At 66.1% G+C, this 19,704-nt stretch carries 17 protein-coding genes; 11 read left to right on the forward strand and 6 right to left on the reverse strand.

Annotated features, from left to right (window positions below):
• Window positions 1-32: 32 nt before the first annotated feature.
• Together istA and COA07_RS17030 are read right to left on the reverse strand one after the other, a co-directional pair.
• A complete protein-coding gene (istA, locus tag COA07_RS17020; RefSeq protein ID WP_096641351.1) occupies window positions 33-1,544 on the reverse strand; it encodes an IS21 family transposase in 1,512 nt (503 codons plus the stop codon).
• A gap of 723 nt (window positions 1,545-2,267) precedes the next feature.
• Window positions 2,268-3,128, reverse strand: a complete 861-nt coding sequence (locus COA07_RS17030) for a replication initiator protein A (protein WP_066708896.1) — start codon at window positions 3,126-3,128, stop codon at window positions 2,268-2,270.
• Between the two features lie 317 nt (window positions 3,129-3,445).
• On the opposite strand from COA07_RS17030, the gene COA07_RS17035 reads away from it, so the two are divergent.
• The 5 genes from COA07_RS17035 (at window position 3,446) to COA07_RS17055 (ending at window position 7,318) form a co-directional block, all read left to right on the forward strand.
• Window positions 3,446-4,027, forward strand: a complete 582-nt coding sequence (locus COA07_RS17035; protein WP_066708899.1) for a recombinase family protein — start codon at window positions 3,446-3,448, stop codon at window positions 4,025-4,027.
• 210 nt (window positions 4,028-4,237) lie between these two features.
• On the forward strand, window positions 4,238-5,041 hold the full coding sequence (locus COA07_RS17040) for a universal stress protein (protein ID WP_066708902.1): 804 nt from the start codon (window positions 4,238-4,240) through the stop codon (window positions 5,039-5,041).
• A gap of 101 nt (window positions 5,042-5,142) precedes the next feature.
• The gene (locus COA07_RS17045) at window positions 5,143-5,946 is read left to right on the forward strand and encodes a universal stress protein (protein WP_066708906.1); all 804 of its coding nucleotides are present in this window, start codon (window positions 5,143-5,145) and stop codon (window positions 5,944-5,946) included.
• Between the two features lie 126 nt (window positions 5,947-6,072).
• Entirely contained in the window at window positions 6,073-6,768 is a 696-nt protein-coding gene (locus COA07_RS17050) for an NAD(P)H-dependent oxidoreductase (protein WP_083956784.1), read from the forward strand.
• A gap of 163 nt (window positions 6,769-6,931) precedes the next feature.
• A complete protein-coding gene (locus COA07_RS17055) occupies window positions 6,932-7,318 on the forward strand; it encodes a low affinity iron permease family protein (RefSeq protein WP_066708944.1) in 387 nt (128 codons plus the stop codon).
• 361 nt (window positions 7,319-7,679) lie between these two features.
• On the opposite strand, the gene COA07_RS17060 is transcribed toward COA07_RS17055, so the two are convergent.
• From COA07_RS17060 to cydD, 4 genes are all read right to left on the reverse strand, one after another.
• Window positions 7,680-8,507, reverse strand: a complete 828-nt coding sequence (locus COA07_RS17060) for a universal stress protein (RefSeq protein WP_066708912.1) — start codon at window positions 8,505-8,507, stop codon at window positions 7,680-7,682.
• A 16-nt stretch (window positions 8,508-8,523) separates the two neighbouring features.
• Window positions 8,524-9,597, reverse strand: coding sequence for an alcohol dehydrogenase AdhP (gene adhP / locus COA07_RS17065; RefSeq protein WP_066708914.1), 1,074 nt, complete (start codon window positions 9,595-9,597; stop codon window positions 8,524-8,526).
• 63 nt (window positions 9,598-9,660) lie between these two features.
• Window positions 9,661-11,298 (reverse strand): ATP-binding cassette domain-containing protein, encoded by a 1,638-nt coding sequence (locus COA07_RS17070; protein WP_066708916.1) that lies wholly within the window; start codon window positions 11,296-11,298, stop codon window positions 9,661-9,663.
• Window positions 11,285-12,946, reverse strand: coding sequence for a thiol reductant ABC exporter subunit CydD (gene cydD / locus COA07_RS17075; RefSeq protein ID WP_066708918.1), 1,662 nt, complete (start codon window positions 12,944-12,946; stop codon window positions 11,285-11,287). Before cydD ends, COA07_RS17070 begins: the two co-directional genes overlap by 14 nt.
• A gap of 115 nt (window positions 12,947-13,061) precedes the next feature.
• Here cydD and COA07_RS17080 point away from each other — a divergent pair, with 115 nt between their 5' ends.
• From COA07_RS17080 to COA07_RS17115, 6 genes are all read left to right on the forward strand, one after another.
• Window positions 13,062-14,636, forward strand: coding sequence for a cytochrome ubiquinol oxidase subunit I (locus COA07_RS17080; protein ID WP_066708920.1), 1,575 nt, complete (start codon window positions 13,062-13,064; stop codon window positions 14,634-14,636).
• A 12-nt stretch (window positions 14,637-14,648) separates the two neighbouring features.
• Entirely contained in the window at window positions 14,649-15,785 is a 1,137-nt protein-coding gene (cydB, locus tag COA07_RS17085; RefSeq protein ID WP_066708923.1) for a cytochrome d ubiquinol oxidase subunit II, read from the forward strand.
• 13 nt (window positions 15,786-15,798) lie between these two features.
• Window positions 15,799-15,900: a cytochrome bd-I oxidase subunit CydX gene (cydX, locus tag COA07_RS17090; RefSeq protein WP_083956785.1), complete on the forward strand. Its 102-nt coding sequence runs from the start codon at window positions 15,799-15,801 to the stop codon at window positions 15,898-15,900.
• Between the two features lie 630 nt (window positions 15,901-16,530).
• Entirely contained in the window at window positions 16,531-17,874 is a 1,344-nt protein-coding gene (hemN, locus tag COA07_RS17105; protein WP_066708947.1) for an oxygen-independent coproporphyrinogen III oxidase, read from the forward strand.
• A 108-nt stretch (window positions 17,875-17,982) separates the two neighbouring features.
• Entirely contained in the window at window positions 17,983-18,633 is a 651-nt protein-coding gene (locus COA07_RS17110) for a BON domain-containing protein (protein WP_066708940.1), read from the forward strand.
• A 100-nt stretch (window positions 18,634-18,733) separates the two neighbouring features.
• Window positions 18,734-19,435: an NAD(P)H-dependent oxidoreductase gene (locus tag COA07_RS17115; protein WP_066708942.1), complete on the forward strand. Its 702-nt coding sequence runs from the start codon at window positions 18,734-18,736 to the stop codon at window positions 19,433-19,435.
• Window positions 19,436-19,704: the final 269 nt, after the last annotated feature.

The following is a 19,704-nucleotide window of genomic DNA, read 5'->3' on the forward strand; positions in this document are numbered from 1 at the left end:
TCAGCCCCAACTCGGTCATGGCCGTCATCATCTCATGCCGCTGCATGGAGACCTCGCAGGCTGTCATAGCGGTTGCAGTCGGCGCGGGGCGGATGGCGCAGCGCCAGGTCCTCGGGGGTGACAATGGTTAGCGGTCGTGGCGGTTCTCGCCTGCGGGCCAGGATGTTGACGATGACGTCGTCGCTGGCGGTGCCGGCCAGCAATGCTTCGCGCACGGCCGCTTCCACCGCCTCGAGCCCGTCATCGAGCACTGTCGCCAGCACCCGCACGAACCGCCGGTCGGCGTCGTCGCCGGCGCCGAGCTTGCGCCGCAGCCGTGACAGCGCAGGCGGCAACTCCCAGCCCTGGAACGGTGCGCCGTTGCGCAGGGCGCCCGGCTTGGTCGCCAACACCGGCAGGTAATGCCACGGGTCGTAGATGGTCCGGTCGCGCCCGAAAAACCGGGGATGGTCGGCGACGACCTGGCCGTCGCAGCGCACGATGATGCGGTCGGCATAGGCGCGGACCTGGACGGCACGCCGCACCGCCCTGGCGGAGACGGAGTAGCGGTTGCGGTCGAAGCTGATGAGGCACGTGCCGCTCACCGCGTGCTCGCTCTCATGGAAGCCGTCGAAGGGCGCGACCACAGGCTGGAGCACCGCCCGTTCGGCAGCCCAGGCCTGGGCGACCGTCAGTTCCTTCCGCTCGGGATGCTGGTGCAGCTCGGCCCAACGGCGACACTCCGCCTCCAGCCAACCGTTGAGCTCCTCGATGCTGGCAAAGCGCAGGCGTGGCTGGAAGAAGCGGCCACGCGCGGTCTGCACCTGGTTCTCGACCTGGCCCTTCTCCCAGCCGGCTGCCGGCGAACATGCCGTCGGTTCGACCATGTAGTGGTTGGCCATCACCAGGAAGCGCCGGTTGAAGACCCGCTCCTTGCCGGTGAACACGCTCGTCACCGCCGTCTTCATGTTGTCGTAGATGCCGCGCGTCGGCACGCCTCCAAAGAAGGCGAACGCCCGCGCATGGGCGTCGAACAACATCTCCTGCGTCTCGCGTGGATAGGCTCGCACGTACATCGCCCGTGATGCGCACAGCCGCACATGCGCGACCTTCACGCGCATCGGCTTGCCCGCGATCTCCACGTCCTCGTGGCTCCAGTCGAACTGATAGGCCTCGCCCGGCCGGAACAGCAGCGGGATGAACGCCGGCGCATCCATCACGTCGCGACGCCGCGCCTGCCGCCACCGCGCAGCATAGCGACGAACCGCATCGTACGAGCCGTTAAACCCTTCGCGCAGCAGCAGGTCGTGGATGCGCGTGAGGCGCAGCTTCTCGCGCCGCGGCCGTGCCTCGTCTTCCTCCAGCAACGCGTCCAGTCGCGTCTGAAACGGCCCCAGCTTCGGCAGTGGCTGCACCTCGCGACGATACGCCATGTCCGCCTCCGGCGCCCGGATCGCCTTGCGCACCACCTTGCGCGACAGGTGCAGGTCCCGCGCTATCGCCTTGATGGCCTTCCCCGACGCGTGCTCGCGCCGGATCCTCAACACCGTCTCCAATACCAGCATCCCGATCTCGCCGCCTGACACACCGCCAAGCGAGCAGCCTAGACCACCGGGATGAGGGGTCCTTTTTCGACGCCGATCACCCCGCTACCGGGGTCCCTTTTCCACGCCGATCCACACCCTTCGAGTAGTTGTAGAAGAAGTCATCCTCAAACGTGCCGGCCTTTCGGCTGTTTGGGTGAACATGCGCTTGGGTCGGGTTTGCCGCGCCCGATCGTGATCTCGGCCGTGTACGCTCGATGCGGTCGAGCGCCATGAAGCTCGCTTTCGCGAGGGTAACAACTCCCATCGTCCGTCCCCTTCGTGGGGCCGGGACCAAGGCAAAACTAGAGCGTGGCGCGAAGCGCGCTCCCTTGAACCAAGGTTCGGGAACAGGTATGAGAGGGGTGCTTTACGTCCCGATCGATGCCGCCAAGCATCGCTCATCACGTTCCAGGGTGCCCGGCTTCGTGCCGGGCATTCGTTTATGTGGTCACGGCCGCTTCCTGTTTTCCGCCGCTCGCCCTCCGCGATCGACACAGCTGATTTTTGCAGAAATCACGACGCCCGCGAACAAGAACAATTCGTGCTTTGGCGGACCGGCGCTATAAAAAGCTCGTGCTTTCGCGGACCTGATGAGGTGCGTTTCGTGCTTTGGCGGACCGTCACTCGTGCTTTTACGGACCCGCATTCGTGCTTAGCCAGACCGCTAGGCGCCGGACGAACAGGTCGATTCGGAATCGCCTGTTAGGCGGCCGTCAGCGCCAACCTGGTCGTAATCGTCACAGTTGAGGCCGCATTCGTTCGCCGCTTGGTCGTCGCTATTTCATCAGTAGGGCCATCACCGATAGCGATATGGTAGTCTGGGATCGCGTTCTCTTCGGCGATCCCCCTCATCACATGTCGGAAGTGCTTCAGCGTGTTCTGGTAGCCGAGTTGGAGGCGCAACTCGTCAAGCCCGACTTGGACTGTTCCGGAGATACACGTCGATCGCGCAACTTCATAAAGTCTCCGCTCGACCGGCCCGAGCTGGAAATAGGACGGCGAATATTCTAGGACGCGCCGGTCGCGCAGGATTGCGCGATACAGCCAGTCGCACAAACGGACCTTGACCCCCTTGAGGCGTTTTTCGCCCCGAGCGTTTTTCTGGTAATGTAGCTGGGCTTCAGACAGCCAAGAGAAGAAACCTGCCTGTCCCTCACCACCTGCTTCGATGTTGGTCTTGATCTGCGTACCCTGAAGTCGCTCTAGCGCATCGGACAGACGTGAATATGAGCGGGCAGAACTATTGACGCCGGTGACACGGAACAGGTCGTGGGCGGTGAAGTAGAAGTCCTGGGCAACGGTTTCCCCGGCGTCGAGCTTCGCCACCAGAAGGCTGGCGATATAGAGCAGCACTTCCTTGTCGTAGATGGTCGCTACGCCGCGAGGGCCTGGTCCGATCTCGATCGACACAGCGTCTGTCTTGTAAATCAGCGATCGCTTCCACGCGGTCTTAGTGAGCGCGAAGAACGGGTAGGCCATCAGTGACTGCTCGCCGCGAACTTCTGTCAGCAGCGGGCTGTCAAGGACGAATAGGTCCCCTTGCGATCCAGCCCGCCCGGTCACGCGGCAACCTCCCGCACCAGCCTGATCGGCAAGGTCCGCGAAAGCACGAAAGCGAAGGGGCGGCGGTCCGTGAAAGCACCAATTGGGGCGCTCGCTCCCTCGTTGGAAGCTGTCGGCACACCAAGCCGACGTAGGTTTTCGTGCTTTCGCGGACCCGTCGGCGGAGTGGCGACGCTCGCACGATCCCGTCTTGCAAACGATCGTTTTTGATGCGCGACCATGTGAGAATGCTTAGCAGGCCTAGCTGTCTTCTCAAAACACTTTCGCGATTGCTACGGGACATGATAGACGTTCGACATGAGTTTTGAGAACGGTGCATGCTGATCGGCTACGCGCGCGTGTCGACGCCGGAGCAGGACCTAGAGCCGCAGCTAGTCGCGTTGCGCGAAGCCGGTTGCGAGCGAGTGTTCTCCGACAAGGCGAGCGGCGCGAAGGCAAACCGCGCCGGCTTGGCTGACGCGCTTTCTCATGCCCGTGCCGGCGACGTGCTGGTGGTTTGGAAGCTCGATCGCCTGGGCCGGACGATGAAGGGGCTGATCGATCTCTCGGCCGAGCTGGTCAACCGAGAGGTCGGACTTCGCTCGATCACGGATGGCATCGACACGGCCGGCACTGCCGGCAAGCTCGTCTTTCACATCATGGCCGCGATGGCCGAGATGGAACGGGATCTGGTACGCGAGCGCACGACGGCCGCCCTCATAATTGCACGCCGGGAGGGCAGGATAGGGGGCCGCAAGCGCGTGATGACACCAAAGCGGATCGAGGCTGCGCGCAAGCTGCTCGCTTCCGGGATGTCGGCGCGCGAGATCGCGCCGACGATCGGCGTTTCCGTGGCGACCCTGTATCGCCACCTGCCTGCTGCTGTTCAGGAAAGCGTGACCGCGGAAGGTGAAGCATAGTCAGTGTTCAAAATGCTGAACCTCAGCGCTGACGGTGTGTAGCAGGAAGCCACGTTACCGCCGGAACGCGAGATTCGGTCGATCAAGACAATAGTTCGAGATAACCGATACCGCCGCGGCGACGCAGGCCGGGTAGTAGAACTACGGATGTTCCGTCGGCGCGGTGCCGATCACGATTGCCGTCAGATCATACAGCGACGGAGCCGCGCCATGAAAGACTTGCTTCTGCTCATCCGCGACGACGACGGGCAACCCGCTCGCCTGAAGGTAGCGGTCGCCATCGCTCGGCTCACCGCCGGCGCGATCGCCTGCTACCAGGTCGACGAGAGCGACGACCTGAACGACGAGATCGCCTCGGCCACGGTCGACGGCCGCGTCCTTCAAGGGCTCGTCCACAGCCAGGGCACCGCGAACCGGCAGCACGTCGAGCGGGTGCTGGGCGACGCAGGCGTCACCTGGACCTGGGCCGATGGCCGGGGACGGGTCGCAGACCTGCTGGGGCGCGAAGCCGCCTTTCACGACCTCACGGTCGTCAACACCAAGCAGGAGGCGTATTCCTGGCGCGACGGCGAGTTCCTCGTGTCGGACCTGGTGCGCGCCACGCACCAGCCTCTCCTCCTCGTTCCGATGCATAAACCGGAGGTGAACTTCGCGCGGCACGCCTTCGTGGCTTGGGACGGCTCGCCGCCCTGCGTCGCGGCGATGCGCGCGGCGGTGCCGCTGCTGGCGAAGACGGAGGTGGTCACGATGGTGGAGGTGGGCGAGCACGGTCCGGGCGCGACGCTCGAGCGTGGTGCCGAATACCTCGCCCGCAACGGCATCCATGCGCATCTTGAGCGCGTACCGGGTGGCCGGCACCCCTCCCACTGGCTGCTCGCGCGTTCCGCCCGCCACCGCGACTGCTGGTGCGTCATGGGCGCGTTCGGGCATTCGCGGGCGCGCGAAGCCGTGTTTGGGGGAACGACGCTCGAGATGCTCGACCAGGCGACCGTGCCGCTGTTCGTCGCGCACTGACGCCGGTTCGCCCGCCCGACACTCTTCGCATCCGGGACTCCACCGATACCGCGCCGTTTGGGCCGATCGCAGTGTTCGACCGTCAGCCGAAAGGACCGACCATGAAAAACGTGCTGCTACTCGTGCATGCGGATCCGGGCCAGGAGGCCCGGTTCCAGGCCGCGCTCGATCTCACCCGCGCGCTAGGCGGGCATCTCACCTGCGTCGACGTCTTCGTGCCGCAGGTGATCGCCGACAACTACTACATGGGCTCGGGCAGCGCCTGGGCTATGGCGGAGGGACACGACGCCGAGCGTCGGCACGGCGCTCAATATCGCGAGCGCCTCGCGACCGAGGATGTCGCGTGGGACTGGGTCGACGCGACCGGCGGGCTGGGCGGGCGCATCGAGGACGAGGCCGGGCTCGCCGACGTGATCGTCACGAGCCGCGAGGCCGACCGCCTGTTCGAACCAAACCTCCAACGAGTGACCGAGGACGTGGTGCTGCGGCGCAATCAGCCGGTCGTCGCAGTGCCCGGCGATTGTACTGGCATCGACTGGCACGGCCGCGCGCTGGTCGCCTGGGACGGTTCCGATCCGGCCATGGCGGCGCTGCGCGGCACGACTCCGATGCTCGCGCTGGCGGCCGACGTCGAGCTGTTCGAGGTCGACGACCGGCTGGCAGGACCCTCGGCGGAGGAGGCTGCGCGATACCTGTCGCGACACGGCGTGCCGAGCACGATCGAGCGGGTCCACTCGCTGCACCGGGCGACCGCAGGACTTATCGAGGATCGCGCCGATGCGACGGGTGCAGCCTACGTCGTGATGGGCGCCTACGGCCACAACCGTGTCCGCGAACGGTTCCTCGGCGGGGTGACGCACCAGATGGTCCGCGGCAGCCGCCATCCGCTGGTCTTGGCGCACTGATGCGCGTTTTCCAGCTCCCCGTCGGCGCCCACGGCCACACCGAGGCAGGGCTTCGCGCCGGCGTCGGTCTGGCCGGGCTTGCCTTGACGCTGCTCGCCATGCTCCTCGCGCACGTCGGGGGCTGATGTGACCAAGGGTTCAGCCGCCAGCGACGTCGCACCTCGCCCGATCCGGCACGCGGTGGTGTACGCCAACCCGTCGAGCGCCGGCTTCGACCATGCGATCCTCGACGCCTATGCGTCGGAGGTGGCCGTGCACGGGCAGGAGGTCGTCATCCGCGACCTCTACGCGATGGGGTTCGATCCCGTCCTGAAGCTGGAGGAGCGCCCGGCGCCGACGCGCTGGGCGCCGGCGCCGGACGTAGCGGCCGAACTGGAGATCCTCCATGTCAGCGCCGCGCTGGTGCTGATCTATCCAATCTGGTTCGGAACTCCGCCGGCGATCCTGAAGGGCTATGTGGAGCGGGTGATGGGCGCGGGCTACGACTTCCACGACCTGCAGGAGCAGACCGGCCAGCCGGCGCTCCGGGGCAAGCACCTGCTATCGTTCAGCACGTCCGGCGCCTCGCTCGCCTGGCTGGACGAGCAGGAGCAGGTCCTGTCGCTGCGCAAGGCCTTCGACACCTACCTCTGGCGCGGCTTTGCGATGGGTCAGGGCGAGCACGTGATGATCGACAACGTCGTGCCCGGCCTGGACCACGGCTACGCAGGGCAGCAGCTTGAGCGCGTTCGCTCGACTGCTGCGCGCCTGTGCACAGCACTCGACAACGAGCGCCGGTTCGGTGCGCCGCTGGGTGCATCGGCCGCGCACCGCCTGGCGTGAGATCTCGACGATGGCAACTCGCGCCGATCTGCATGCTTCGGACATCTCGTCGCCGGCGGGCAGCGTAGGGGCGTCTGGAGGAATGTCGATGCTCTCGAAAAACGGAGCAGGGGTTGTCGTTGACGAAGGTAAGCGCCGCGTTCCCAACCGGGTGTTCACCACGATGGCCGAGCGTGTCGCCGGGTCGGCGGGCAAGCCATCGGCCTTCGCGGTGGCGGCGCTGCTCATCGTGATCTGGCTCGCGACAGGCCCGCTCTTTCACTACTCGGACACCTGGCAACTGGTGGTGAACACAGCGACCACCGTGGTCACGTTCCTGATGGTCTTCCTCATCCAGAACTCCCAGAATCGGGACGCCGCAGCCATGCAGGCGAAGCTGGACGAGGTGATCCGCGCCTCCAAGGCGGCAAGGAACCAGTTCATCGGTATTGAGCATCGGACCGACCAGGAGATCGAGACCATTCGCGCCGAACTGGAGCGTGAATGCATCACCACCGCGCCTCCCGTCGACGCCGCCACGTCGGTCGCGCATCTGCGACGGCGACGCTAAAGCGGAGCGCTCGCGGCCTTTCGGAACTCCGCCAAAGCAGACATCACACCGAAGCCGCATCAGCAAGGCGGACGACGTGATATTGGCGAGCGCCTGCCGCGGTTGCAATTCGGCGAGTCCTCACCTTTTGCAGCTCCAGCTGCCGCTTACTGGCGCAGCACAGAGTTCGCTCAGATTAGCTCACGCATTGAGGTTGGTTCCAAAACATCGACCCCGCGGGCGTTAATCGAGCTTTTCGAGAACTCCTTCGACTATCAGGAACATTGCGCTAATCGTCAGAAGCCAAAGCATCCCGACGTAAGCGGGTTTAGCAGGTTGTGGCTGTTCGATCATAACCGGCTTTCCTTGCAGGATGCGTAGTCTATCCGACGATCACCACTGGAATGCCGGAGTGCTCGACCAGATCACGCGTGACGCCGCCCAACAAAATGTCGCGGATGCGTGAATGGGCGAACCCGCCGATGACGATTACGTCAGCTTCGATCTCCTGCGCGTAGATCGTCAGCGTATCCGCCTCGGTTTTCTCGTCATTAACGATCCAGTGCCCCTTCGCGTCGAAACCGTGGCGAAGGAGGTGGCGCTTGACCTCGGCGTGCGGTTCAGTCTCGTGCTCGCAGCTGTGAAGGGTCGTGCCGACAGTAACGACGTCGACCATCGCGCCGGGTTCAGCCAGGGGGACCAGCGCGTGCATGGCACGGGTCGCTTCGGGCCCCGCCTTCCAGCCGAGGACGGCGCGCCGGATTGGGTTGAGCGTCTGCCCTTCAGGCAGGATCAGCAGCGGCGTTCCGCTGCCGCGAACGAGCGTCTCGGCGACACGCCTGCGCAGCCATGGCGTGGCCCAGGTCTCGCGCGCGCCAATCGCGATCACGTCGGCGACCTGACGCTTCCGCTTGAGGTCGCCGGCGAGCCATCCGATGTCGTCATGCAGGCCGAAGATCTCGGCCGACGAACCGGCCGCAGCCAGGTAGCCGCGCACCCGCTCGACAGTGGCGGCATCGTCGCCCATGAGTACTACTTCCGGCACGTACAATGCGCCGAACGGCGCCATAGCTGGCGAGGCCATCGGTGCCGGCGTCAGCGCGGCGACTTCCAGCGTCGCTTCGCGCGCTGCCGCAAGCTCGACAACCGTCTCGAGGAAGCCTTGAGCGCGAGCGCCGTCATCGACGACGGCCAGGATGTCCTTGATCATCTATTCTCTCCCAAGGTCAGGCAACGGCCATCGCCAGGGCGGACCCTTGCAGCGGAACCGCCTCGGCATTGATGTCCAGCACCACGCGTCCCTCGATTGCTCCCGCTCGCATTCGAGCGAACACGTCGTTGATGCTTTCGAGCGGCGCTGTCTCGACCGTTGCACGAATCTTGCCGAGCGCGGCGAAGTCGAGCGCCTCCTGCAGGTCGAGGCGGGTTCCGACGATGGAGCCGCGCACGGTGATACCGTTCAGCACCGTGTCGAAGATTGGCAGCGGGAAATCGCCTGGAGGGAGCCCGTTCAGCGACACCGTGCCACCTCGACGCACCATTCCAAGCGCCTGTGCGAAGGCCTTGATCGAAACCGCGGTGACCAGCACGCCGTGAGCGCCGCCGATCGCTTGGCGGACGAATGCCGCAGCATCAGTGGTCGCGGCATTCACGCTGAGCGCAGCTCCGAGCCGCTCGGCGAGGCGAAGCTTGGCGTCGTCCACATCGACAGCGACGACGTTCAGGCCCATCGCAATCGCATATTGAACTGCCATATGGCCGAGGCCGCCGATGCCCGACACGACAACCCAGTCACCCGGCTTGGTGTCGGTGACCTTCAGTCCCTTGTAGACCGTGACCCCGGCGCACAGCACCGGCGCAATCTCGGCGAAGCTGATGCGGTCGGGCAGGTGACCGACGTAGTTTGCGTCTGCGATCACAAAGTCGGCGAAGCTGCCATTGACCGAGTAACCGGTGTTCTGCTGGCTCTCGCACAAGGTCTCCCAGCCGCCCAGGCAATGTGGGCAGTGGCCGCAGGCGGAGTAGAGCCACGGCACACCGACGCGATCACCCTCCTTGACATGGCGGACACCGGCGCCAGTGCCGACCACAGTGCCGACGCCTTCGTGCCCCGGAATGAACGGCGGCGTCGGCTTGACCGGCCAGTCGCCCTCGGCGGCATGAAGGTCAGTGTGACAGACGCCGCATGCCGCCACTTGGACGAGGATCTGCCCGGGTCCCGGGCGAGGGACCGCGACTTCCTCGATCACCAGCGGCTCGCCAAAGCCGCGGACCACCGCAGCTCTCATTGTCTTGTTCATGGATGCTCTCCGATCTTCTGCGGGCATTTGGCCCCTTCGCGGGTGCGCAGGACATCGGTGATGTTACTTAGGCTGCAGGCTGCAGGCTGCAGGCTGAGGCTGATGGGTGATCTCGATTGCGGCACAGCGCTGGGGCACCACCACGCTACGGCAACGCGTGATGCAGGAAAGCGGTCGGTGGCTCACCACAACCAGGCCTTGGCCGGTACGGCAAAGCCTGCGCTCGAGGCGTTCGAGGAGGAGCTGCGCCGTTGCGGGATCGAGGCCCTCGATCGGCTCGTCGAGCAGCAGCCAGGGCGCGTCCGCGACCAACGCACGGGCAACCGCGAGCCGCCTTCGTTCGCCACCTGAGAGGCGCGCGCCATCTTCGCCAATCCAGCTGTCCAGGCCATGGGGCAGTGCGCGGACCAGCTCGTCGAGCGCCGCGTCGTGCAGAGCCTGCCACAGTGCGCGGTCGCAGGCGCCCGCACGTGCGATCAATAGATTGTCTCTGACCGTTCCGGAGAGTGCGGCGGCATCCTGCGGCTGCCAAGCGAACGTCGACCGGAGCTGCTCGGACCTCAAGAAAACGACGTCCACGCCTGCGACCTTGGCTCGGCCGGCGACCGGACTGCGCAGGCCGATCAGATGCTCGATCAGCGTCGTCTTGCCCACGCCCGACTGGCCCTCCAGCTGAAGCCGGTCGCCAGGTTTCAGATGAACACCGAGCAGGTCCAGCGTGGGACGGCCTATAACGACCGGCAGCATGTCCTGCTGCTCGTGCGCGAGCAGTTGGTCCAATCGGTTGGCTGAATCTCGTGTGGAGAAGCGCTCCGCGATCTGGCGAAGAAGGGGCGCTAGGCCGTCTGTCGCCATGGCTGCGGCGAGCGTGGCGAGCGCGGCGGTCGGCGCTGGACCGCCACGGGAAAGCGCGAGCACCGCAATGGCTGCGAGCGTCATACACCCGGCTTGGATCATCACGGCCAGCGCGCGAGCGCGCGCCGCCTCGCGCCCGGCGAGCGCCAGAGCGCGACCGGGCCGCTCCAGGAACTGCCCGGCATCCGCGTGTCGATAGCAGCGCAGTTCCGGCGCCGCCGCCAGCAACTCGTCGGCGGCAAGGCGCAGTTCGGCCAAGGCCTCGTCGCGCCTCGCTTCGCTGCGGCGCGTCCGACGGGCCAATGCTTCGTTGGCGAGGATGGTGGCGGCAAGCAACGCCACCAGCACTGCGGCTGCGGGTACGCCGGCCAGTGCGACCATCGCCACGCCAGAGACTGCCGCGCCAGCGGCGTTCCACTGCGCAGATCGGCGGACCAACGCCGTCTCGATGCGCGCGACGTCGTCCATCACCACCCGCAACATCGAACCGCGGGCGACGGCGAGCGCTTGCCGGACGGGGGCCGCGGCCGTGGCGGCAAAGAGGGCTGGGCGAAGCCGTGCGCCAATCCGCAAGCCCGCATCGTGCGAGAAGACCGCTTCGCCGTACCGGGCGCCGGTTCGGGCGATGGCGAGCAGCCGGATCGCAGCGCTGGGTAACATGTAGTTGAAGCCAAGCGCCACGGCCGAGCCGGCGGCGCCCGCCAGCGCCGCGGCTGCCAGGAACCAGCCCGAGAGCCCGAGCAGCAGAACCGAGGCGAGCCCCACCACGCCGCCAAGCAGCGCCGCACGGCGGCCTGAAGCCCGGTGCCGCGCGCTCTCGTGCAAGATCAGCTCACGCAGCTTCATAACGGCGCTCCAAGCGAATGATGCGATCGGCTTGGGCGGCGAGCGTCTCGCTGTGCGTCGCAATGATCGCTGTACGCCCGCGGCATGCGTGAAGGATCGCGGTCGTCAGTCCCGCTTCAGCTTCCGCATCGAGGTGGGCGGTCGGCTCGTCCAGCAACAGCAGCGGGGCCTCCGAGAGCAGCGCGCGGGCCAGGCCGATGCGGCGTCGCTCACCTCCTGACAGGCCGCTGCCGCGCCCGTCGAGCAAGGAGTCGAGACCTTGCGCGCGGCAGCGTAACAGTTCTGCCAGACCAGCCGCTTCCGCTGCGTCGGCGACCGCTTCACGGGGGGAGCAAGGACAGGCTAGCGCAATGTTGTCGGCGATGGTTCCCGGCACGAGGAGCGGTGCCTGACCCGCCCAGGCGGCCGACCCGGCGACAGCCAACCCGCTCTCCAGGGCTCTCCCGTCAATCCGAATAGTGCCCTCCCGAACCGGAACGGTGCCGACCAGGGCGCCCAAAAGGCTCGACTTGCCGCTACCGGACGCTCCCAGGAGTGCGACGGTCTCCCCAGGCTCAACGTGGAAGCTGAGTGCGGACACGGCATCCGCGTCGGCGCTCCCGTGTCGGAGCGACACCTGATCGAAGGCAAGCGCCGGCGCGCTGTGAACCTCCAGCGGTCGCACCGGTTCGGCGTCGGCTTCGAGTGCGAGCAGGCGATCGGCGGCCGTCTCGGCCGCCTGCTTGTCGTGATAGGCGGAGGCCAGTCGTCGGAAAGGCAGGTAGAACTCGGGCGCGAGCGCGAGAACGAGGAAGGCGCGGAACAGGTCGAGCTGCTCGGGCGGCGTGAACGGTAGGAGGCCGAGCACGTTGAAGCCGGCGTACACCGCGACCAGCGCAACGGACAGCGCGGCGAAGAACTCAAGCGCGCCGGCCGACAGGAAGGCAACGCGCAGCACGCCCATGGTCCGCACTGCGACCTCGTCGGCGGCTTGGCCGAGCCGGACGCGCTCGCGATCGGTCGCGCGATAGGCCAGCAGCAGGGGCAGCGCGCGCAGGCGATCGGAGAACAGCCCGGAGAGGCGGGCAAGCGCGCCGAACTGCTGTCGCGACCTCTCGGCGGCCGCTCCGCCCGCCAGGATCAGCGCCGCGATTAGCGGCGCCAAGGTTCCGATCAGGATGAGTGCCGAGACGGGGCTCGCCAACGCGACGGCAGCGAGAACAATCAGCGGCGACAGCGTCGCGGCCGTGCGGATGGGGGCGAAGCGGGCGATGTGCCCGTCCACTGCCTCGACCTCATCGACTATGGTGCACGCCAGCTCGCCGCTGGTCCTTGCGCCGCCGACCGACTGGTTGATCGCCGCGGCGGTGACGCGGGTCCGAAGCGCGATCTTCGCATCTGCAGCCAGATCGCTGCCGATCCGCTGCGAGAGGGTCGCTAGGCTTCCGCGCGCGATCCCGGCAGCGAGAGCCAGCAGGAGCCAGGTCCAGACCCTGCCGCCCGTGGCGATGGCGGCGACGCCGCCCGCCAGGCCGAGCGCGAAGCTGATTCCGGCCACGGTGTCGCCGATGAGCAGACCCCGTGCGATCATGTGCCGCGGGTCGCGCGCGGTCAGGTCGCGGAGCAGGCGTTGTCGGCCGCGTCGCTGGTCGAGAGACAGAGTGGTCATGACCCGATCCGTGACCGTGCGGGCGGCCCGGTTCCTTGACGGCGGTCAAGGATCGTCCGGTCTCCGGGCCCCTAGTTGCCGACCATCGGGCGATCTGCGCCCTAGGAGAAACGCCATGGACCCCGGGGTCGCCGACCTCTCGCGCCTGCAATTCGCGCTGACCGCGCTTTATCACTTCCTGTTCGTTCCGCTGACGCTGGGCCTCAGCTTCATGCTGGTCATCATGGAGTCGGTCTATGTCATGACCGGCCGTGCGGCATGGCGGCAGGTGACCCGCTTCTGGGGCAAGATCTTCGGGATCAACTTCGTGCTGGGCGTCGCGACTGGCCTCACGATGGAATTCCAGTTCGGCACGAACTGGTCCTACTTCTCGCATTATGTCGGCGACATCTTCGGTGCGCCGCTCGCGATCGAAGGGCTGATGGCCTTCTTCCTCGAAGCAACCTTCGTCGGTCTCATGTTTTTCGGCTGGGATCGGCTGTCGAGGCTGGGCCACCTCTTCGTCACCTTCATGGTGGCGCTTGGCACTAACCTGTCAGCGCTGTGGATCCTGATCGCGAACGGCTGGATGCAGAATCCGGTCGGTAGCGACTTTAATCCCGAGACCATGCGCATGGAGGTCAGCGACTTCGGCGCAGTGCTCTTCAATCCCGTGGCTCAGGCCAAGTTCGTCCATACTGTCAGCGCCGGCTATGTCATGGCGGCGGTGCTGGTGCTTGGCGTGTCCGCCTTCTGGCTGCTCAAGGGGCGCTGGACCGCGGTGGCAAGGCGTTCGATGACCGTTGCCGCCGCGTTCGGGCTGGCAGGGTCGCTTTCGGTGGTCGTCCTTGGCGACGAGAGCGGCTATGCTCTCACCGACAACCAGAAGATGAAGCTCGCCGCGATCGAGGCGGCCTGGCACACCGAGGCGGCGCCGGCCGGCCTCACCTTGTTCGGCATGCCCGATTCGGTCGCGCAGACCACCCGCTACTCGGTGCAGATCCCCTGGGTGCTGGGAATGATCGCCACGCGTAGCCTGGACGGCACCGTCACCGGCATGTCCGAGCTGGTGCTGCAGGCGCAGGAGCGCATCGCCTCGGGTCAGGTGGCCTACCAGGCCGTCGAACGCCTCAAGGCCGACCCGAAAGACACGGCCGCCCGCGCGGCGTTCGAGCAGCACAAGCGCGATCTCGGCTACGCGCTGCTGCTGAAGCGGTACGTCGCCGACCCGGCGCAAGCGACGCCCGAGATCGTGAAGCGCGCGGCCTGGGACACCGTTCCAAACGTGCCGCTCATGTTCTGGTCGTTCCGCATCATGGCGCTGATCGGCTTTCTGATGATCGCGCTGTTCGCCGGCGCCTTCGTCATAGCCAGCCTGCGTCGGCACGACCAGTACCGACCGTTCCTCTGGGCGGCCGTCGCAGCCATCCCGCTGCCGTGGATCGCCGCGGAGCTCGGCTGGGTGGTGGCCGAACTAGGTCGTCAGCCCTGGGCGATCGAAGGCGTGCTGCCGACCTTCCTGGCGAGCTCGTCCCTGTCGCGAGCGGCGCTCTGGACGACGATCGCCGGCTTCACCCTGATCTACGGCGCGCTGGCGGTGATCGAGGTGCGGCTGATCCTCGCCACCATCAAGCACGGTCCCGACGAGGACGAGGCGCAGGCGCCCGCTCCGGTCGGCGCACCCATCCCGGCGCAGCCGCTCGCAGCCTGAGGAGAAACGATCATGTTCGACTATGAACTGCTACGGCTGATCTGGTGGGCACTGCTCGGCGTGCTCCTGATCGGCTTTGCCCTGACCGACGGCTTTGACCTCGGGACGGCGACGCTGCTGCCGTTCGTCGCCCGCACCGACGCGGAACGGCGGATGGTGATCAACACGGTGGGGCCGACCTGGGAAGGAAACCAGGTCTGGTTCATCCTTGGGGGCGGCGCAATTTTCGCTGCGTGGCCCTTCGTCTATGCGGTTAGCTTCTCCGGTTTTTACCTGGCAATGTTCCTGGTGCTGGCGGCGCTCATCCTGCGGCCGGTCGGCTTCAAATATCGGTCCAAGAAGCCGGACCCGAAGTGGCGCAGCCGCTGGGATTGGGCGCTGTTCGTGGGCGGCCTGGTGCCGGCGCTCGTCTTCGGCGTCGCGGTAGGCAACGCGCTGTCCGGCGCGCCCTTCCGCCTCGATGGGGACCTGCGCGCGACCTATGAAGGTGCCTTCCTGGGCCTGTTCACGCCCTTCACACTACTGGCAGGCTTGATGTCGGTCGCCATGCTGGTGCTGCACGGGGCGGCCTGGCTCGCGATTAAGACCGAGCACGGGCCGGTGCAGGCGCGCGCACGGGCCTATGGCTTCGGGGCGGGGACGCTCGCGCTCTTCCTGTTCGCCATCGGTGGATTGATGGTTGCCGAGATGCCGGGCTGGCGGATCGTGGGCGTAATCGATCCGGCGGGTCCGTCCAACCCGCTGCGCACGACGACCGAGATGGTCTCGGGCGCATGGCTCGGGAACTACCAGGCGCATCCCTGGATGCTCCTCGCTCCGGCGCTGGGGTTCCTCGGCATGGCAATGGCGCTGGTCGGCATTTACCGCGAGCGCGGTGGACTCGCCTTCACCGGTTCGAGCCTGGGAGCGGCTGGTATCATCGCCAGCGTCGGCTGCTCGATGTTTCCCTTCATCCTGCCGTCCAGCATCGATGCGCACTCAAGTCTTACCGTCTGGAACGCGTCATCCAGCGAGCGGACGCTGCGCATCATGCTGCTCGTCACGGTCGTGTTCCTGCCGATCGTGCTCGCGTACACCGCATGGGCCTATCGCATCATGTTCGGCCGGGTCACCGCCGACGCGGTCGCCGCCAGCCCTGACTTCTACTGAGGAGCAACAAGCGATGTGGTACTTCACCTGGGTGCTCGGCCTCGGCTTGGCGGTCGGCTTCGGCATCCTGAACGGGATCTGGCACGAATTCCACCAGCCTGCAGAGGGCGAGTGACACGAGAACGGGGTCGTCGCTCGCGCGACGACCCCGTTCTCCGATCGTCTGTCCGCTTCAGTGCTGCCGGCGATCACCAATCGTCACAAACATCATGGTGATCATGAACAGGCCCATCGCGCCTGCCGCCAGGTACAGGAACCAGTCGTCCGGAAGATTGAACATCGTCGCCTCCTCGTGTCGAGGAGATGAGGTTCGCGCCGACTGGCCGGCGATCCCTTGACCAAACGCAAGCGTCCGGATGCGGACAAACACGTAGAGCAATCCGGCTCGTCGTCGAACAAGCTGCCTCGCGTAATCTTAGCGGGAGGCAAACCATGTCCGATGTCGACATCGACTATGTAAGGGTGAGGGCCAGGGCCGAGATGGGCATGGCCGCCAGCGCCAAGTGCCAGCCGTCTCGCTTGGCTCACCTCGAGCTGGAGCGCCGCTACCTGACGCTCTGCTGCGGTGCTGCCGAACCCGCAGACTGTCGCCAGTGCGATTTGAGGCCTGAGTGCGCGACCGTTCTTGCAGTCCGATCGGCGGCCTGATGCGGCGACGTCACGCTGCCGAAGCGAAGGAGTGAGGAGCCGCCGCTTTTGACTATGGTCAAGGAGCGATCGCTTTCCTGAGCCGAGCATGGTCGGCATGACCGTCTTTCACGCCGACCTCGCCGCCCAGAGCGTTCCACGCTACACCAGCTATCCCACCGCTGCGTCCTTCAGCGCCGCTGTAGGCGCGTCCGAACAGCGGCAAGCTCTAGGGAGGACGGCCGAGGGCTCCAGGCTCTCACTCTACCTGCATGTGCCGTTCTGCGAGCGGATCTGCTGGTACTGCGGGTGCAACACCGGCGCCGTCGGCCGCACAAGCCGCGTCACCCGCTACGCCGACGCGTTAATTCGGGAAATTGGCCAGGTCGCCGATCTCGCGTCCGGCCGCGTCACCCGCGTCCACTTCGGCGGGGGAAGTCCCAACGCGTTGCCCCGTTCCGACTTCGTCGGGGTCTGCGAGGCGCTGCGGCGCTCGTTCCGGATCGATTCCGACGCCGAATGGGCCGTCGAGCTGGATCCTCGCGGTCTTGATGCAGACTACGCGCAGACGCTGGCGGAATGTGGCATCACGCGGGCGAGCCTCGGGGCTCAGACCTTCTCCATGCCGATCCAGGTTAGGATCAACCGGCTCCAACCGTTCCGGGAAGTCGCCCTTCGCGCAGCGGAGTTGCGCGCCGCGGGGGTCAAGGCCCTCAACCTGGACCTGATGTACGGACTGCCTGGCCAGACACTGGACGATATCGCGACCACTATCTCTCGGATGCGGCTTCTTGCCCCCGACCGCGTCGCCATGTTCGGCTATGCCCACATGCCGCGGCTGCTGCCGCGCCAGCGCATGATCGACGGGGCCGCGCTGCCCGACGCCGGCGCGCGCTTCGCCCAGTCGCTGCTCGCCCGTGATCTGCTTCAGGAGCAAGGCTTCACCATGATCGGCTTCGATCATTATGCCCGGCCGGAGGACCGGCTCGCGCAGGCGGCGGCGTCGGGTCGGCTCCGGCGCAACTTCCAGGGCTTTACCGATGACGATGCCGATGTGCTGATTGGTCTTGGAGCCTCCGCGATCAGCCAAGTCGAGCAGACGATCGTGCAGAACGAAAAGCATATCGGCCGTTACGAAGAGGCCGTCACCGCTGGTTGCCTGGCTGGAACCAGGGGTGTGCTTCTTCAGCCGGCCGATCGCACGCGTGGCTGGGCGATCGAGCGGCTGCTGTGCGATGGCGCCGTTGATCTCGATGCCGCGCAGCGGACGTTCGGCACGCAGGGGCTGCTGGATCGGAGGACGCACGACCGCCTCGCGGCTCTGGTCCTGCGCGGAATCGTCGAAATCTCCGGCGCGAAGCTGAAATTAACGCCGGAGGGGCTGCCCTATGCCCGCTTGGTCGCGAGTGCGTTCGACCAGCACTCGCAACTGGACGCACCGCGGTTCAGCCGCGCGGTGTGACACGTCTATCCGAGCTGCGCCTACCCTGCGGAACCTCCGTAACTATCCCGATAGGTCCGCAACCGCGAGGCGCGCAGACCGGGTGGGCCAAAACAAGGAGGCGGGAAGATGAAGACCGATAGCGCAATTCAGCGGGATGTTCTTGCCGAGCTCGCGTGGGAGCCGAGCGTCACCCACGAGCACATCGGTGTCAGTGTCAGGGATGGAGTTGTGACCCTGTCCGGGCTCGTGCCCACCTACGCCGAGAAACTCGCGGCCGAGAAGGCGACGCGGCGAGTGGCCGGAGTCAAGGCGATCGCCGAGGACATCGAGGTGCGCCGCCCCGGCGACTCGAAGACCAGCGATACGGAGATCGCCGCTCGCATCTGCAGCATCTTTGCCTGGGATGCCCTGATCCCGGCGGAGAAGATCTCGGTCAAGGTCGAGAATGGAAACGTCACGCTCTCCGGCACCGTGGACTGGCGTTACGAGGTGGATGCCGCCCGCAAGGCAGCCGGCCGCATCACGGGTGTGGTGAGCGTAAGGGACCTCCTGTCGATCAAGCAGATTCCCGCCGTGACCGACGTGAAGGGCCTCATCGAGCAGGCGTTCAAGCGCAACGCCGTCCTGGACGCCACCGCCATTTCCGTGATCGCGGACGGCGGCACGGTGACGCTGGGCGGCAGGGTGCATGCCTGGCGCGAGCGCGAGATCGCCGAACGCGCTGCCTGGGCAGCGCCCGGCGTCACCGCGATCCACGATCACATCGTTGTCGGCTGACGTGGCGCCCCGCCCGGCTCGGTCGGGCGGGGTTCTACGTAGCATTGCGGAGATTGGGACTCGTCCCCGTCCTGTAGGTCGGCATCGAAGGAGAGGTTCGATGACAATCGCCGAAGTGAAGCCCACAAAGATCGACGCCGCGAGCGCTGAACGCCCTGTCCGCCACCACATCGTGCTGGCGAACCCGAACACCGACAGCTTCTGTCACGCCATTGCTCGTGCCTACTGCGACGAGGCGCAGCAATGCTGGCAGGACGCTCGCCTGCAAGATCTTTATGCGGAAGGCTTCGATCCCGTACTGAAGGCGCAGGAGCGACCCGGACCGGTCAACAGGCCTGGCGAAGACCTCGCGGCGGAACTCGAGCATCTCCGGCGAGCGGACGTCCTCGTACTCGTATACCCTATCTGGTTCGGCCTGCCGCCGGCCATGATGAAGGGCTATGTGGACCGGGTGCTCGGCGCAGGCTTCACCGCCAGTCGTATCCGCGATCACGAGCCCAATCCTCTGTTGGGCGGCAAACGCCTCGTGGTCGCCACCACCTCGGCAACTACCCGGCCATGGTTGGAGGAACAGGGGCAGTACAGCGCTTTGCGGCAGGCGTTCGATCTTTATCTCAACGACATATTCGGCATGCGTGGGCATGACCGCCTGCACTTCGACGCGATCGTACCTGGAACCAAGGTTCAGTACCTGGAGGAGTGTCTCGAGACTGTGCGCCAACGGACCCGCTCTATTTGTGCCGAGGAGCTGAGCGCACGGCGCGCGGCGGAGAGGCGGGCGAAGCTGTCGCTACGCTGCTGAGCCGAAGCTGCACGGTCGGAGCTTCGGGGGTGACGACGACGCTAAGAGCGGCCATCGACTACTTCGCCGGCATCTTCGCGCTCGGCTGCGTTCTCGGAACGACGCGCGTACTAATGATCGCGCCTGCCACAGGTGATTGGATGTAAGCGTCCGGTCTTCTCCACCTTGCTGACGAGGTGATGCGCAAGCCACAGGTGCGGCACTGTGGCAGACACCGGTGCGGCATCATGGCGACGCGAATTATCGAGATGGTCGGGACTGAGCCGCGC

The sequence above is a fragment of the Sphingomonas adhaesiva genome (assembly GCF_002374855.1).
In the GTDB taxonomy this organism is placed as follows: domain Bacteria; phylum Pseudomonadota; class Alphaproteobacteria; order Sphingomonadales; family Sphingomonadaceae; genus Sphingomonas; species Sphingomonas adhaesiva.

Bases quoted from the DNA above. Each gene is read 5' to 3' on its own strand.
- adhP (WP_066708914.1), bottom strand. From the start codon at position 9,597: ATGAACAAGACAATGAGAGCTGCGGTGGTCCGCGGCTTTGGCGAGCCG.
- COA07_RS17045 (WP_066708906.1), top strand. From the start codon at position 5,143: ATGAAAAACGTGCTGCTACTCGTGCATGCGGATCCGGGCCAGGAGGCC.
- COA07_RS17070 (WP_066708916.1), bottom strand. From the start codon at position 11,298: ATGAAGCTGCGTGAGCTGATCTTGCACGAGAGCGCGCGGCACCGGGCT.
- cydX (WP_083956785.1), top strand. From the start codon at position 15,799: ATGTGGTACTTCACCTGGGTGCTCGGCCTCGGCTTGGCGGTCGGCTTC.
- cydB (WP_066708923.1), top strand. From the start codon at position 14,649: ATGTTCGACTATGAACTGCTACGGCTGATCTGGTGGGCACTGCTCGGC.
- hemN (WP_066708947.1), top strand. From the start codon at position 16,531: ATGACCGTCTTTCACGCCGACCTCGCCGCCCAGAGCGTTCCACGCTAC.
- COA07_RS17035 (WP_066708899.1), top strand. From the start codon at position 3,446: ATGCTGATCGGCTACGCGCGCGTGTCGACGCCGGAGCAGGACCTAGAG.
- istA (WP_096641351.1), bottom strand. From the start codon at position 1,544: ATGCTGGTATTGGAGACGGTGTTGAGGATCCGGCGCGAGCACGCGTCG.
- cydD (WP_066708918.1), bottom strand. From the start codon at position 12,946: ATGACCACTCTGTCTCTCGACCAGCGACGCGGCCGACAACGCCTGCTC.
- COA07_RS17080 (WP_066708920.1), top strand. From the start codon at position 13,062: ATGGACCCCGGGGTCGCCGACCTCTCGCGCCTGCAATTCGCGCTGACC.
- COA07_RS17110 (WP_066708940.1), top strand. From the start codon at position 17,983: ATGAAGACCGATAGCGCAATTCAGCGGGATGTTCTTGCCGAGCTCGCG.
- COA07_RS17040 (WP_066708902.1), top strand. From the start codon at position 4,238: ATGAAAGACTTGCTTCTGCTCATCCGCGACGACGACGGGCAACCCGCT.
- COA07_RS17055 (WP_066708944.1), top strand. From the start codon at position 6,932: ATGGCCGAGCGTGTCGCCGGGTCGGCGGGCAAGCCATCGGCCTTCGCG.
- COA07_RS17060 (WP_066708912.1), bottom strand. From the start codon at position 8,507: ATGATCAAGGACATCCTGGCCGTCGTCGATGACGGCGCTCGCGCTCAA.
- COA07_RS17115 (WP_066708942.1), top strand. From the start codon at position 18,734: ATGACAATCGCCGAAGTGAAGCCCACAAAGATCGACGCCGCGAGCGCT.